This is a genomic window from Streptomyces cirratus, assembly GCF_014650775.1.
GTDB classification, from domain to species: Bacteria; Actinomycetota; Actinomycetes; order Streptomycetales; family Streptomycetaceae; genus Streptomyces; species Streptomyces cirratus.
On sequence record NZ_BMVP01000002.1, the window covers coordinates 817,773 to 829,994 of the forward strand.

Annotated in this window: 13 protein-coding genes; 9 read left to right on the top strand and 4 right to left on the bottom strand. The window is 69.9% G+C overall.

Annotation, left to right across the window (positions count from 1 at the left end; all coding sequences use genetic code 11):
• Positions 1–27 precede the first annotated feature (27 nt).
• The 8 genes from atpE (at position 28) to IE207_RS08800 (ending at position 6,852) form a co-directional block, all read left to right on the top strand.
• A complete protein-coding gene (atpE, locus tag IE207_RS08765) occupies positions 28–261 on the top strand; it encodes an ATP synthase F0 subunit C (protein ID WP_007266589.1) in 234 nt (77 codons plus the stop codon).
• A gap of 43 nt (positions 262–304) precedes the next feature.
• Positions 305–844 (top strand): F0F1 ATP synthase subunit B, encoded by a 540-nt coding sequence (locus tag IE207_RS08770; protein ID WP_190183437.1) that lies wholly within the window; start codon positions 305–307, stop codon positions 842–844.
• Positions 841–1,656, top strand: coding sequence for a F0F1 ATP synthase subunit delta (locus tag IE207_RS08775; RefSeq protein ID WP_190183438.1), 816 nt, complete (start codon positions 841–843; stop codon positions 1,654–1,656). Before IE207_RS08770 ends, IE207_RS08775 begins: the two co-directional genes overlap by 4 nt.
• 129 nt (positions 1,657–1,785) lie before the next feature.
• A complete protein-coding gene (atpA, locus tag IE207_RS08780; protein ID WP_190183439.1) occupies positions 1,786–3,381 on the top strand; it encodes a F0F1 ATP synthase subunit alpha in 1,596 nt (531 codons plus the stop codon).
• A 20-nt stretch (positions 3,382–3,401) separates the two neighbouring features.
• Complete coding sequence (locus IE207_RS08785) at positions 3,402–4,331, top strand: F0F1 ATP synthase subunit gamma (RefSeq protein WP_190183440.1); 930 nt, start codon at positions 3,402–3,404, stop codon at positions 4,329–4,331.
• Complete coding sequence (gene atpD, locus IE207_RS08790; protein WP_190183441.1) at positions 4,331–5,773, top strand: F0F1 ATP synthase subunit beta; 1,443 nt, start codon at positions 4,331–4,333, stop codon at positions 5,771–5,773. The genes IE207_RS08785 and atpD overlap by 1 nt, the downstream gene beginning before the upstream one ends.
• Before the next feature lie 129 nt (positions 5,774–5,902).
• Positions 5,903–6,277, top strand: coding sequence for a F0F1 ATP synthase subunit epsilon (locus IE207_RS08795; protein WP_190183442.1), 375 nt, complete (start codon positions 5,903–5,905; stop codon positions 6,275–6,277).
• A 128-nt stretch (positions 6,278–6,405) separates the two neighbouring features.
• Positions 6,406–6,852, top strand: a complete 447-nt coding sequence (locus tag IE207_RS08800) for a DUF2550 domain-containing protein (RefSeq protein WP_190183443.1) — start codon at positions 6,406–6,408, stop codon at positions 6,850–6,852.
• 167 nt (positions 6,853–7,019) lie between these two features.
• On the opposite strand, the gene IE207_RS08805 is transcribed toward IE207_RS08800, so the two are convergent.
• From IE207_RS08805 to IE207_RS08815, 3 genes are all read right to left on the bottom strand, one after another.
• Positions 7,020–8,867, bottom strand: a complete 1,848-nt coding sequence (locus IE207_RS08805) for a glycoside hydrolase family 18 chitinase (protein ID WP_373304682.1) — start codon at positions 8,865–8,867, stop codon at positions 7,020–7,022.
• Positions 8,868–9,022: 155 nt separating this feature from the next.
• Complete coding sequence (locus tag IE207_RS08810) at positions 9,023–9,703, bottom strand: response regulator (protein ID WP_190183445.1); 681 nt, start codon at positions 9,701–9,703, stop codon at positions 9,023–9,025.
• Positions 9,700–10,896 (bottom strand): sensor histidine kinase, encoded by a 1,197-nt coding sequence (locus IE207_RS08815; protein WP_190183446.1) that lies wholly within the window; start codon positions 10,894–10,896, stop codon positions 9,700–9,702. The genes IE207_RS08810 and IE207_RS08815 overlap by 4 nt, the downstream gene beginning before the upstream one ends.
• A 185-nt stretch (positions 10,897–11,081) precedes the next feature.
• On the opposite strand from IE207_RS08815, the gene IE207_RS08820 reads away from it, so the two are divergent.
• Positions 11,082–11,636, top strand: a complete 555-nt coding sequence (locus tag IE207_RS08820) for a hypothetical protein (RefSeq protein WP_190183447.1) — start codon at positions 11,082–11,084, stop codon at positions 11,634–11,636.
• On the opposite strand, the gene IE207_RS08825 is transcribed toward IE207_RS08820, so the two are convergent.
• Positions 11,633–12,205 carry a cob(I)yrinic acid a,c-diamide adenosyltransferase gene (locus tag IE207_RS08825; protein WP_190183448.1) on the bottom strand — a complete coding sequence of 191 codons (573 nt, stop codon included), beginning with the start codon at positions 12,203–12,205 and terminating at the stop codon, positions 11,633–11,635. The genes IE207_RS08820 and IE207_RS08825 overlap by 4 nt on opposite strands.
• Between the last annotated feature and the right edge of the window lie 17 nt (positions 12,206–12,222).

Consider the following 12,222-nt stretch of genomic DNA (forward strand, 5'->3'; position numbering starts at 1 on the left):
GTCCGTGAAAGAGAAGGAAGAACTGGCATGTCCCAGACCCTTGCCGCCGTCACCGGCTCCCTCAGCTCCGTTGGTTACGGTCTCGCGGCCATCGGCCCCGGCGTCGGCGTCGGCATCATCTTCGGCAACGGCACCCAGGCCCTCGCCCGTCAGCCCGAGGCTGCCGGCCTGATCCGCGCCAACCAGATCCTCGGCTTCGCCTTCTGTGAGGCGCTCGCCCTGATCGGTCTGGTCATGCCGTTCGTTTACCCGAGCTCCTGATCCTCGGTCTCGACGAACAGCCCATTAGACGAAAGGCACTGATGTGAACCTCCTGGTTCTCGCGGCAGAGACGGAAAACCCGCTCTTCCCGCCGATCCCCGAGCTCGTCATCGGTCTGATCGCCTTCGTCATCGTCTTCGGCTTCCTCGCGAAGAAGCTCCTCCCGAACATCAACAAGGTTCTGGACGAGCGTCGTGAGGCGATCGAGGGCGGTATCGAGAAGGCTGAGGCCGCTCAGACCGAGGCCCAGAGCGTGCTGGAGCAGTACAAGGCCCAGCTCGCCGAAGCCCGGCACGAGGCCGCGCGCCTGCGCCAGGAAGCGCTGGAGCAGGGCACTGCGCTCAAGGAAGAACTGCGCGCAGAGGGCCAGCGGCAGCGTGAGGAGATCATCGCTGCCGGCCACGCCCAGATCGCGGCCGACCGCAAGGCCGCTTCGCAGGCGCTCCGTCAGGACGTGGGCAAGCTCGCCACCGACCTGGCCGGAAAGCTCGTCGGCGAGTCCCTTGAGGACCACGCCCGGCAGAGCCGCACGATCGACCGTTTCCTCAGCGAGCTCGAGGAGAAGGCCGAGGCCGCCCGATGAACGGAGCGAGCCGCGAGGCGCTGGCCTCCGCGCGCGAGCGTCTCGACGCGCTGATGGACAACACGTCCGTCGACGCGGCGAAGCTCGCCGACGAGCTGGCCTCCGTCACCGCGCTGCTCGACCGTGAGGTCTCGCTGCGTCGGGTCCTCACGGACCCGTCGCAGCCCGGCGAGGCCAAGGCCGAGCTGGTGGGCCGCCTGCTGGGAGGCCAGGTGAGCGGGGAAACCCTCGACCTGGTGTCCGGCATGGCCCGGTCCCGCTGGTCGCAGTCGCGTGACCTGGTCGACTCGCTGGAGGAGCTGGCGGCCACCGCCGACCTCACGGCGGCCCAGCGCGCGGGTGCGCTCGACAACGTCGAGGACGAGGTGTTCCGGTTCGGCCGGATCGTCTCCTCGAGCACCGAGCTGCGCTCCGCGCTGACTGACCGTGCGGCGACCGCCTCCGCCAAGAGCGAGCTGCTGCGCAGCCTGCTCGGCGGCAAGGTGAACGCCGTCACGGAGCGTCTGGTCATCCGTCTCGTCACGCACCCGCGTGGACGTAGCCTGGAAGCGGGACTGGAGTCCCTCTCCAAGCTCGCCGCCGAGCGCCGTGACCGCATGGTCGCCACCGTGACCAGCGCGGTGCCGCTCAGCGACGCGCAGAAGCAGCGTCTCGGTGCGGTGCTGGCCAAGCTGTACGGCCGACAGATGCACCTGAACCTCGACGTGGACCCCGCGGTCCTCGGCGGGATCTCGGTGCGGGTCGGCGACGAGGTCATCGACGGCACCATCGCGGACCGCCTCGAAGAGGCGTCCCGCCGCATGGCCGGCTGACCAGCCACCAATAGAACAACGCATTCCTAGCGGCCCGGTTGGGCCGTGCAGAACTTGCAGAAGATTCCTGGGGGTCACCCCCAGACCCCTAAGAAGCTTCAGGCCCAACAAGGAGAGCAGGGAACCCAGATGGCGGAGCTCACGATCCGGCCGGAGGAGATCCGGGACGCACTGGAGAACTTTGTCCAGTCGTACCAGCCGGACGCGGCCTCGCGCGAGGAGGTCGGAACGGTCAGCGTTGCCGGCGACGGCATCGCGAAGGTGGAGGGTCTGCCCTCCGCCATGGCGAACGAGCTGCTGAAGTTCGAGGACGGCACCCTCGGTCTCGCCCTCAACCTCGAGGAGCGCGAGATCGGTGCGATCGTCCTCGGCGAATTCAGCGGTATCGAGGAGGGCCAGCCGGTGCAGCGCACCGGTGAGGTTCTCTCCGTAGGTGTCGGCGAGGGCTACCTCGGCCGCGTTGTCGACCCGCTCGGCAACCCGATCGACGGCCTCGGCGAGATCGCGACCGAGGGCCGCCGCGCCCTCGAGCTGCAGGCCCCGGGCGTCATGGTCCGCAAGTCGGTGCACGAGCCCATGCAGACCGGCTACAAGGCCGTCGACGCGATGGTGCCGATCGGCCGTGGCCAGCGTCAGCTGATCATCGGTGACCGTCAGACCGGCAAGACCGCTCTTGCCGTCGACACGATCATCAACCAGCGCGACAACTGGCGCTCGGGCGACGTGAACAAGCAGGTCCGCTGCATCTACGTCGCCATCGGCCAGAAGGGCTCGACCATCGCGTCCGTTCGCGGCGCCCTGGAAGAGGCCGGCGCGCTCGAGTACACGACGATCGTCGCCGCCCCGGCGTCCGACCCGGCCGGCTTCAAGTACCTGGCGCCCTACACCGGCTCCGCCATCGGCCAGCACTGGATGTACGCCGGCAAGCACGTCCTGATCATCTTCGACGACCTGTCGAAGCAGGCCGACGCCTACCGCGCCGTCTCGCTGCTGCTGCGCCGCCCGCCGGGCCGTGAGGCCTACCCGGGTGACGTCTTCTACCTGCACTCGCGTCTGCTGGAGCGCTGCGCGAAGCTCTCCGACGAGATGGGTGCCGGTTCGATGACCGGTCTGCCGATCGTCGAGACCAAGGCGAACGACGTGTCGGCGTTCATCCCGACCAACGTCATCTCCATCACCGACGGCCAGTGCTTCCTGGAGTCCGACCTGTTCAACGCGGGCCAGCGCCCGGCGCTGAACGTCGGTATCTCGGTCTCCCGCGTCGGTGGTTCCGCGCAGCACAAGGCCATGAAGCAGGTTTCCGGCCGACTGCGCGTCGACCTCGCCCAGTACCGCGAGCTGGAGGCGTTCGCCGCCTTCGGTTCCGACCTGGACGCCGCGTCGAAGGCTTCGCTGGAGCGCGGCAAGCGCATGGTCGAGCTGCTCAAGCAGGGCCAGTACCAGCCGATGCCCGTCGAGGAGCAGGTCGTCTCCGTCTGGGCCGGCACCACCGGCAAGATGGACGACGTCCCGGTCAACGACATCCGTCGCTTCGAGTCCGAGCTGCTGGAGCACCTGCGCCGCGAGCGCAAGGACCTCCTCACCTCGATCGCCGAGGGCGGCAAGATGTCGGACGACACCCTGACGTCGATCGCGGACGCCATCGCTGCCTTCAAGCAGCAGTTCGAGACGTCTGACGGCAAGCTCCTGGGCGAGGACGCTCCGGCCGTCAACGTCTCCAAGTGACGACGGAAGGGACCTGACTCATGGGAGCGCAGCTCCGGGTCTACAAGCGTCGCATCCGTGCCGTCACGGCGACCAAGAAGATCACCAAGGCGATGGAGATGATCGCCGCCTCGCGCATCGTCAAGGCGCAGCGCAAGGTGGCGGCATCGATGCCGTACGCGACCGAGCTCACCCGTGCGGTGACCGCGGTGGCGACCGGTTCGAACACCAAGCACGCCCTGACCACCGAGGTCGAGGCGCCGACCCGCGCCGCGGTGCTGCTCATCACGAGCGACCGCGGTCTGGCCGGCGGCTACTCCTCGAACGCCATCAAGCAGGCGGAGCGGCTCACCGAGCGGCTGCGCGCTGAGGGCAAGGACGTCGATGCCTACATCGTCGGCCGCAAGGGTGTCGCCTACTACGGCTTCCGCGAGCGCAAGATCGCGGACTCGTGGACCGGCTTCACCGACAGCCCGGCTTACGCGGACGCCAAGCGCGTCGCCGCGCCGCTGATCGAGGCCATCCAGACGGAGACGGCCGAGGGCGGCGTGGACGAGCTGCACATCGTCTACACGGAATTCGTGTCGATGATGACGCAGAACGCCGTGGACGGCCGGATGCTGCCGCTCAGCCTCGCGGAGACATCCGCTGGGGCTCAGGACGAGGACCGTGCGAAGGGCGAGATCCTTCCGCTGTTCGAGTTCGAGCCGTCGGCGGAGGACGTCCTCGACGCCCTGCTGCCGCGCTACGTCGAGAGCCGCATCTACAACGCGCTGCTGCAGTCGGCCGCTTCCGAGCACGCCGCCCGCCGCCGCGCGATGAAGTCGGCCACCGACAACGCCGGGGACCTCATCAAGAGCCTCTCCCGGCTTGCCAACGCGGCCCGCCAGGCCGAAATCACCCAGGAAATCAGCGAGATCGTCGGTGGCGCGAGCGCCATGGCTGACGCGACCGCGGGGAGTGACAAGTAATGACGACCACTGTTGAGACGGCCGCCGCCACGGGCCGCGTCGCCCGGGTCATCGGCCCGGTCGTCGACGTGGAGTTCCCCGTCGACGCCATGCCCGAGATCTACAACGCCCTCAAGGTCCAGGTCGCCGACCCGGCCGAGGACGGCAAGCTCAAGACCCTGACCCTCGAGGTCGCGCAGCACCTGGGTGACGGCCTCGTCCGTACCATCTCGATGCAGCCGACCGACGGTCTGGTCCGCCAGGCCGCGGTGACCGACACGGGCGAGGGCATCACCGTCCCCGTCGGTGACTTCACCAAGGGCAAGGTCTTCAACACCCTGGGTGAGGTGCTCAACTACCCGGAGGCCAACTCCGAGGTGACCGAGCGCTGGCCGATCCACCGCAAGGCGCCGAGCTTCGACGAGCTCGAGTCGAAGACCGAGATGTTCGAGACCGGCGTCAAGGTCATCGACCTCCTCACCCCGTACGTCAAGGGTGGCAAGATCGGTCTGTTCGGTGGTGCCGGCGTCGGCAAGACCGTTCTGATCCAGGAAATGATCTACCGCGTCGCCAACAACCACGACGGTGTGTCGGTCTTCGCGGGCGTCGGTGAGCGTACCCGTGAGGGCAACGACCTCATCGAGGAAATGGGCGACTCGGGCGTCATCGACAAGACGGCGCTCGTCTTCGGCCAGATGGACGAGCCCCCGGGCACCCGTCTGCGCGTCGCGCTCGCCGGTCTGACCATGGCGGAGTACTTCCGCGATGTGCAGAAGCAGGACGTGCTCTTCTTCATCGACAACATCTTCCGTTACACCCAGGCCGGTTCCGAGGTCTCCACGCTGCTCGGCCGCATGCCGTCCGCGGTGGGCTACCAGCCGAACCTGGCTGACGAGATGGGTCTGCTGCAGGAGCGCATCACCTCGACCCGCGGTCACTCGATCACCTCCATGCAGGCGATCTACGTCCCCGCGGACGACCTGACCGACCCGGCGCCGGCCACCACCTTCGCCCACCTCGACGCGACGACGGTGCTTTCCCGTCCGATCTCCGAGAAGGGCATCTACCCGGCCGTGGACCCGCTGGACTCGACGTCCCGCATCCTCGACCCGCGGTACATCGCGGCGGACCACTACGCGGCCGCCATGCGTGTCAAGGGGATCCTGCAGAAGTACAAGGACCTCCAGGACATCATCGCGATCCTCGGTATCGACGAGCTGGGCGAGGAGGACAAGCTCGTTGTCCACCGTGCCCGTCGCGTCGAGCGCTTCCTGTCGCAGAACACCCACGTCGCCAAGCAGTTCACCGGCGTGGACGGTTCGGACGTTCCGCTCGACGAGTCGATCACCGCGTTCAACGCGATCTGCGACGGTGACTACGACCACTTCCCCGAGCAGGCGTTCTTCATGTGCGGTGGCATCGAGGACCTGAAGGCCAACGCCAAGGAGCTGGGCGTCTCCTGAAGCCCCGCTCCTCGCGAGCAGAGCTGATTTACGGAGAGGGGCGGGGTACGTCCCGCCCCTCTCCCCACGCCCATTAGAATTTGACCCAACACCCGGCAGACCCGCCGGGTGGTGACCCGAGGAGCCACCTTGGCTGCTGAGCTGCACGTCGAGCTGGTCGCGGCGGACCGCAATGTCTGGTCCGGCGAGGCCACCCTTGTTGTCGCGCGCACCACGTCCGGCGACATCGGCGTCATGCCCGGTCACCAGCCGCTTCTCGGTGTGCTGGAATCGGGCCCGGTGACCATCCGCACCAGCGACGGCAACACCGTCGTCGTCGCGGTGCACGGCGGATTCATCTCGTTCGCGGACAACAAGCTGTCCTTGCTGGCCGAGATCGCCGAGCTCGCGGACGAGATTGACGTCCAGCGGGCGGAGCGGGCACTGGAGCGCGCGAAGGCGGAGGCCGACGCGGCCGCCGAGCGTCGCGCCGATGTCCGGCTGCGCGCGGTGACGGGGCACTGAGCCCCTTACCGAATAGTGTGCGTCCTCAGCCGCGGCCCGGTCTGGAATTTTCCAGAGCGGGTCGCGGCTGAGGCGATGCGGATCAGTTTTTCGTGTGCTGTATTCGATGAGCGAGGAGGTCGGTGAAGATGCTCCTCGCTCTGCTTGTGAGCGGCCTGGTCGTAGCCCTGGTGGTGATCGGGCTATTCGTCTTCGGGCTGCGCCGCAGACTCATCCAGCGGTCCGGGGGGACCTTCGACTGCAGCCTGCGCTGGGGCGTGGCCGATGAGCCCGACGTCTCCGGCAAGGGCTGGGTGTACGGGGTCGCCCGCTACAGCGGTGACCGGATCGAGTGGTTCCGGGTGTTCAGCTACTCGCCGCGGCCGCGCCGGCTGCTCGAGCGCTCCTCCATCGAGGTGCTGTCCCGTCGCGCCCCCGAGGGCGAGGAGGAGCTGGCGCTGCTCTCCGACGCCGTCGTGCTCGGCTGTTCCCACCGGGGGACGCGCCTGGAGCTGGCGATGAGCGATGACGCGCTGACGGGTTTCCTCGCCTGGCTGGAGGCGGCGCCTCCGGGGCAGAGGGTGAACGTGGCCTGAGGGCCGGGGCGTCCCCGCCGGACGGAGTTCGGCGCAGCGGCGGGAAGCCGGTGAGGCCCCCTGGGGCCGAGCCGTGCGAGCGGCGCGTCAAGAAGGAGAAGCCGGGGAGGAAGGGGGCGGACCCTTCCTCCCCGGCTTCGTTCGTTCACCGGTCCTGTGGGTGGGGGTTACTGGAGACCGGTGTGGATCGCGTTCGCGAGTTCGCCGTTCGTGGTGTCGCCGCTGAATTCCCAGAAGAAGGCGCCCCTGAGGCCCTGCTGCTTGGTCCAGGTCATCTTTCCGGCGATGGTGGCGGGGGTGTCGTAGCTCCACCAGTTGCTGCCGCACTTCGCGTAGGCGGTGCCGGCGATGGTGCCGGTGGCCGGGCAGCTGCCCTTGAGCACCTTGTAGTCCTCGATGCCCTGCTCGTACGTGCCGGGGGCGGGGCCGGTGGCGGCGCCGCCCGGGGCGTCCTGGGTGACGCCGGTCCAGCCGCGTCCGTAGAAGCCGATGCCCAGGTTGAGCTTGGAGCCCGCGATGCCCTTGCCCTTGAGCTTGGTGATGGCGGCCTCGGAGTTGAAGCCGGCGATCGGGATGCCCGCGTAGGAGGTGAGCGGGGAGTGCGGGGCGGTCGGGCCCTTGGCGTCCCAGGCGCCGAAGAAGTCGTAGGTCATGACGTTGTAGAAGTCGACGTACTGGGCCGCGCCCGCGTAGTCGGCGAGGTCGAGCTTGCCGCCGTTGGAGCCGTCGGCGGAGATGGCGGCGGTGATCAGGTTGCTGCCGCCGAACTTGGCGCGGAGCGCGGAGAGCAGGTTCTTGAGGGAGGCGGCCCCGCTGGTGTCGCAGGACAGGCCGCAGGCGTTCGGGTACTCCCAGTCGATGTCGATGCCGTCGAAGACGTCCGCCCAGCGGGGGTCCTCGACCAGGCTGTAGCAGGAGTCGGCGAAGGCGGCCGGGTTGGCGGCGGCCTGGCCGAAGCCGCCGGACCAGGTCCAGCCGCCGAAGGACCACAGCACCTTGATGCCGGGGTACTTCTTCTTCAGCTCGCGCAGCTGGTTGATGTTGCCCGCGACGGGCTGGTCCCAGGTGTCGGCGGTGCCGTCGACGCTCGACGCGGCGTCGTACGTCTTCTGGTAGTCGGCGTATGCGTCGCCGATCGCGCACTTGCCGCCGGTGACGTTGCCGAAGGCGTAGTTGATGTGGGTGATCTTCGAGGCGGTGCCGGAGGTGACCAGGTTCTTCACGTGGTAGTTGCGCTGGTAGACGCCCCAGTCGGTGAAGTAGCCGAGCTTGACCGGGCCGCCCGCGGGCGGGGGTGTGGTGCCGCCGCCGGTGGTGGTGACGGAGAGGGCGCCGGAGGAGGGCCCGGTCTGGTCGGCGGTGTCACGGGCCGTGACGGTGTAGCTGTAGGTGGTGCCCTTGGTGAGGCCGGAGTCGCTGTAACTGGTGCCGGTGACCGTCGCGACCTTGGCTCCGCCGCGGAAGACGTCGTAGTTCTTGACGCCCTTGTCGTCGGTGGCGGCGCTCCAGCCGAGGGTCAGGGAGGTGTCGGTGACGCCGCTGGCGGTGGGGGTGCCGGGGGCCGACGGCGGGGAGTCGGTGGGGGTCGTACCGCCGTCGCAGGAGGCTCCGTTGATCTTGCAGCCGGAGGGGGAGCCGGGGCCGGCGCCGTTGAACCCGAAGCTGATGGTCGCGCCGGGGGAGAGGGTGCCGTTCCAGCCGACGTTCTTGCCGGTCCAGTGGGTGCCGGAGCTGGTGACGGTGGCGTCCCAGGCGGAGGTGACCGTGGTGCCGGAGGGGTAGTCCCACTCCACGGTCCAGCTGGTCAGGGTGGTGGTGCCGGTGTTCTTCACCGTCCACTTGCCCTCGAAGCCGGAGCCCCAGTCGGAGACCTTCGTGTACGTCGCGGTCGCGGAGCCGGCGGCCTGGGCGGGGCCGGCCAGGGCCACGAGTCCCGCGGCCGGCAGGGCGAAGGCTGCCACCGCGGCGGCGAGCCTCCGGAAGAGTCGGGTGCGGGGTGGGGGTGCTGTGCTCAAGGTCGTCCTCCGTAGGTCCGCCGAAGTCGCGGGGCCGACTTCGGCATGGGGGTGGGACCTGCGCCGCCCGTGAGCCTGCCTGTTTGTCATGGCACGCTCACCACAGTTCCGGTGAGCGTAGAAAGGTCTGGACCAACCGTCAAGAGGTCCAGACCTCATCCGGGGGTCGGGCCCCGTAGGTCCAACTCCCTCGCCAGTACGGCCGCTTGGAGGCGGCTGCGCAGCTCCAGCTTGCCCAGCACCTTGCTGACGTGCGTCTTCACCGTCGCCTCCGCCATCTCCAGCCGCCCGGCGATCTCCGCGTTGGACAGACCTTCGCCCAGACACCCCAGCACCTCGCGCTCGCGCCGGGTCAGCGACTCCACCGCCGCCGCCTTCGCCGGCGGTACGGCCGGGCGCACCGCCCGTGGCGCCGCGAACTCCGCGATCAGCCGCCGCGTCACCGCCGGGGCGATCAGCCCCTCCCCGCGCGCGACCGTCCGTACCGCCCCGATCAGCTCCGAGGCCTCCGCGTTCTTCAGCAGGAACCCCGCCGCGCCCGCGCGCAGCGCCCCGAAGACGTACTCGTCCAGATCGAAGGTGGTCAGCACCAGCACGTCCGCGAGCCCCTCGCCGACCACCTGGCGGGTCGCCGAGACCCCGTCCAGGCGGGGCATCTGCACGTCCATGAGCACCAGGTCCGGCCGCAGTTCCCGGGCCAGCCGGACCGCCTCCTCGCCGTCCGCGGCCTCCCCCACCACCTCGATGTCCCCCGTGCTGCGCAGGATCAGCACCAGCCCGGCCCGTACCGCGCTCTGGTCCTCCGCCACCAGCACCGTCACGACCCGCCCGGTCATCCGGTCACCGCCCCTTCCCCGGCGGGCAACGCCGCCCGCACCCGCCACACCGGTCCCGCCCGGCCCGCCGCGAACTCCCCGCCCAGCAACTGCGTGCGCTCCCGCATGCCGGTCAGCCCGGTCCCCGAGCCGGGGGCGCGGGGGCCCGGCCGGTCGCCGTACGGCGAGTCCACCCGTACGGTCAGAGGCCCTTCCGGGCCGGCCCGGCCCACCCGGACCGTGACCTCGCCCGGGGCGGCGTGCTTGAGCGCGTTGGTCAGCGACTCCTGCACGATCCGGTACGCCGCCAGCTCCACCGGCGCGGGCAGCGGCTCCCCGGGCGTCCGCTCGTCGACGAGCACGAAGTCCAGCCCGCTCGCCGCGCCGTTGACCCGGGCCTGGCCCAGAAGGGCGTCGAGCCCGTCGAGGCAGGGCGTGGCGGCGGCCTCCTGCTCCGCGCCCGCGTCCCGCAGCAGACCGATCAGCCGGCGCATCTCGGCGAGCCCCTGGACGCTGTTCTCCCGGATCACCCCGAGCGCCTGGCGGCTGGTGTCGGCCGAGTCGATGGAGAGCGCGGCGGTGGAGTGGATGGCGATGGCCGACAGGTGGTTGGCCACCATGTCGTGCAACTCCCGGGCCATGCGGGCCCGCTCGGCGGTCACGGCCTGGCTGCGGTCCATCTCGGCCAGCAGCGCCGTCTGTCCGGCGCGCAGCCGGGCCGCCTCGGCGGCGTCCCGGTGGTTGCGCAGGGTCGCGCCGGTCAGGGCCGGTCCGAAGCACACGATTCCCGTGAGCACGCCGATCATCAGGGACTGCGGGGTGCGCAGCCAGGCCACGGACGCGATCGTGACGGCGATCGTGATCAGTCCGGTGGTGATCGGCAGCCGCCGGGCCGAGGCGGGCGTGCCGTAGACGACGGCGGCGTACATCAGGTCGGTGAAGATCAGGACCGTGCCCAGGTTGCCCACGGTGAACTGGTCCGCGATCACCCCGACGGTACCGACGGCCAGCGTCAGCCGGGGGTTGGAGCGGCGCAGCGGCTCCATCGCGCCCAGGACCAGCAGGGGGATGAGGGCCAGCCAGTCCGGTGTGGGCCGGTCGCCGTTGCTGTGGATCCCCAGCAGCCACAGCAGCAGGCCCACGAGCACGCTGACGACGGCGAGTAGCACGTCGTGGCGGTGGGGACGGAAGGTCGTGGCGGTCACGGTCCCCATCCAACACGCCCGCAGCGCCACGGACCTCGCCGCGGGGGCGGAGGTGCTTCCCGCCCGGCTACACCGAAGGATGCAGTCGCGGTTCGTCACCGGTGACGACGCGGTGCGGATCCCCCGGACGCGAGGCTGGAAGCAGCCGGTGCGACGTGAGCGGCCGGGAAGGATCACGACGAGAGGAACGGACCGTGCTGGTCACCCTGATCATCGGCTGCGAGATCGGCTTCTGGGTGCTGCTGGCCGGCGGACTGGCCCTGCGCTACCTGGCCGGGATGCCCCGGCTCGGGGCCGCCGTCCTGCTGTGCGAGCCCGTGCTGGAACTGGCCCTGCTGGCCGCGACCGCCCTCGACCTGCGCGGCGGCGGCGAGCCCGGCTGGACGCACGGCCTGGCCGCGCTCTACCTCGGCTACGCCGCCGGGTACGGGCACTACACCGTGAAGTGGCTCGACCGGCACGCCGCGTACCGCTTCGGCGGGGGGCCGAAGCCGCCCGGTCCGCTGTACGGCAAGGCCCGCGCCCGGCACGAGTGGCGGCTGTGGGTCCGTACCCTCGTCGCCGCCGCCGTCGCGCTGGGACTGCTCCAGGCGGTGATCCGGTACGCGGGCGACGGGGCCGACGTCAGCGGGCTCCGGAGCTGGCAGTTCGCGGCGCTGCGGGTCTTCGCCGTCCACACCGTGGTGGCGGCGACGTACACCTTCTTCCCCCGCAAAGCCCCGGCGCCCGCCCCCGGGGAGGCCCCCTAGCGCTCGCCCCCCGGCACCCAGAGGACGTCGCCGAGGTCCTTGTTGGCGGTGCGGGCCAGGATGAAGAGGAGGTCCGAGAGACGGTTGAGGTAGGTCGCCGTCAGCGGGTTCATCACCTCGCCGTGGACCTCCAGCGCCGCCCACGTCGAGCGCTCGGCGCGCCGGACCACCGTGCACGCCTGGTGCAGGAGGGCCGCGCCCGGGGTGCCGCCGGGGAGGATGAAGCTGCGCAGCTTCTCCAGTTGCTCGTTGAAGCGGTCGCAGTCCCCCTCCAGCTTGTCGATGTAGAACTGCTCGACGCGCAGCGGAGGGTACTGCGGGTCCTCGACGACCGGGGTGCACAGGTCGGCCCCGACGTCGAACAGGTCGTTCTGCACCCGGACCAGGACCTTCACCACGTCCTCGGACAGGCCGCCGAGCGCGATCGCCGTCCCGATGGCCGCGTTGGCCTCATTGGCGTCGGCGTACGCGGAGATCCGCAGGTCCGTCTTGTTCGTGCGGCTCATGTCACCGAGGGCAGTCGTGCCCTTGTCGCCGGTGCGGGTGTAGATGCGCGTGAGGTTCACCATGGCTCCAGCCTAGTGAC